The sequence below is a fragment of the Flavobacterium hiemivividum genome (assembly GCF_004349145.1).
Lineage (GTDB): Bacteria > Bacteroidota > Bacteroidia > Flavobacteriales > Flavobacteriaceae > Flavobacterium > Flavobacterium hiemivividum.
The window spans coordinates 1-1,937 of record NZ_SMFO01000029.1 but is presented as its reverse complement, the minus strand read 5'-3'; the positions used below and the strand labels follow the sequence as shown (position 1 = coordinate 1,937).

Here is a 1,937-nt window from a genome sequence, read left to right as displayed (position 1 = left end):
GCTGTGTGTGCCCTGCATGAGCAGGAAGCAGATTGTAAATCGTTTGTTCTTAATTCGAAATTAGACTTTTTGGATTAGAAAACAAATGATACAGTCTGATATTTTTCCAGAGGGTGTAAGTCCCTTATGAGCGGATTGAAAACCCGAATCATTAGTACGTCGCAAGGTGGTTTATCGTGAGATATGCACTGAAGGAAGCGAAACGGCAAAAGTCTGTACCGACGAACAGAAATTGCATAAGAGGCATTTAGTAAGGGATAAGCGTCCACAGCAACGTAAAGTCCGAAGTTTACAAAAACCTATTAGATGTAGATGCAGCGGGAATAGACGGAAGGAAAGAGCTCTTACCGGGGGAGGTCTTGACAACCACGAGTTGGTTAGGTCAAGAAGTCAGCAGAAGTCATAGTACTTGGGGCAACGAGTTGCAAATAGAAACTGCATAGGTCTCACAATCAAGGAAGGACAGAACGCATTGAGGTTCCTAATTTTCAACGGAATCCGCCGTGGCGGATAGCCCTGAAAAACAAGAACAGGTTAACAAAGAATCTGAAATAAATTCAGATTAAACAAAAGAAAATGATTGCACGAGTAGTACATCCTTACAATCTTCAAAAAGCCTTGGAACACGTTGTTTCCAATCGAGGCAGTGCGGGAGTAGATGGTGTAAAAGTTAGTCAGCTCAAAGAGCGTTTTCCGAAACGAAAACTACAATTGCTTGACGATATTGCAAAGGAAAACTACTTGTCTCAACCCATTTTGGGCGTTGAGATTCCTAAAGGGAACGGTAAAGTCCGTCTTTTGGGAGTTCCTACCACTACCGACCGAGTGTTGCAGCAAGCTGTATCGCAGGTTATAGCACCATTATTTGAAACCGAGTTTAGTAGCAATAGCTTTGGATTTCGTCCCAACAAGAATGCTCGACAAGCCGTTGGGCAAGCGAGGGATTACATCCATCAAGGGTTGAACCACATTGTGGACATCGACCTAAAGAACTTCTTTGACGAAGTAGACCATTGTTTATTACTTAATTTAGTCTATCGAAAAGTGAAATGTAAAACCACGATGCGACTCATTCGAAAATGGTTACGTGCGCCAATACAAATCAAAGGAAAACTACAAAAAAGGCGTAAGGGCGTTCCACAAGGAAGTCCACTCAGTCCGTTATTGTCGAATATTCTACTCCACGAATTGGACAAAGAAATGACAAGACGCAAATACAAATTTGTACGTTATGCCGATGATTTTAGTATTTATTGCACAAGCCACATTCGAGCAAAAGCGACAGCACAAGCGCTTGTAAAATTCTTGAAAACGAAGCTAAAACTGACCATCAACGAGGAGAAAAGCGGGATAAAACGTCCCGTTCACTTCACTATTTTGGGATTCGGATTTGTGCCAACTTACAAGAAAGGAAGCAAGAACGATTATCAGTTGGTAGTGGCAGAAAAAGCGTGGAAGAAACTCAAAGAAAAGCTCAAAAGCATTAGTCGAAAAACCGCACCAGTCAAGCTAGAAGACCGTATTGCCAAGATAAACGAAATTCAACGAGGATGGTTAAACTATTTTCGGGGAACAAGTATCATGGGGAAATTACGAGATTTAGATGGCTGGTTAAGAAACCGACTTCGGTACTGTATTTGGCACGACTGGAAAAAACCTGAACGGAAAAGGAAAAACCTCATACGACTAGGAATTGACCAAGACCACGCCTATGCATGGAGTCGAACTCGAAAAGGGGGGTGGGCGATTGCTCAGAGTCCAATTTTGGGGACAACCATAACTTTGAAACGCTTAAAACAAAAAGGGTATCAATCATTGACTGATGTTTATATCGAACTTAACCCATCTCTTTGCGAACCGCCGAGTACGTGACCCGTACGCTCGGTGGTGTGAGAGGCGCACTCCGTTCCATTAGGAGCGGAGCCGTCTACTCGATT

At 42.8% G+C, this 1,937-nt stretch carries 1 protein-coding gene; it reads left to right on the top strand.

Annotation, left to right across the window (positions count from 1 at the left end):
- Positions 1 to 576 precede the first annotated feature (576 nt).
- Positions 577 to 1,872: a group II intron reverse transcriptase/maturase gene (gene ltrA / locus E0F98_RS15940; RefSeq protein WP_132113262.1), complete on the top strand. Its 1,296-nt coding sequence runs from the start codon at positions 577 to 579 to the stop codon at positions 1,870 to 1,872.
- Positions 1,873 to 1,937: the final 65 nt, after the last annotated feature.

What these genes read in the sequence shown, in the direction of transcription:
- ltrA (WP_132113262.1), top strand. Translation starts at nt 577, where the DNA reads ATGATTGCACGAGTAGTACATCCTTACAATCTTCAAAAAGCCTTGGAA.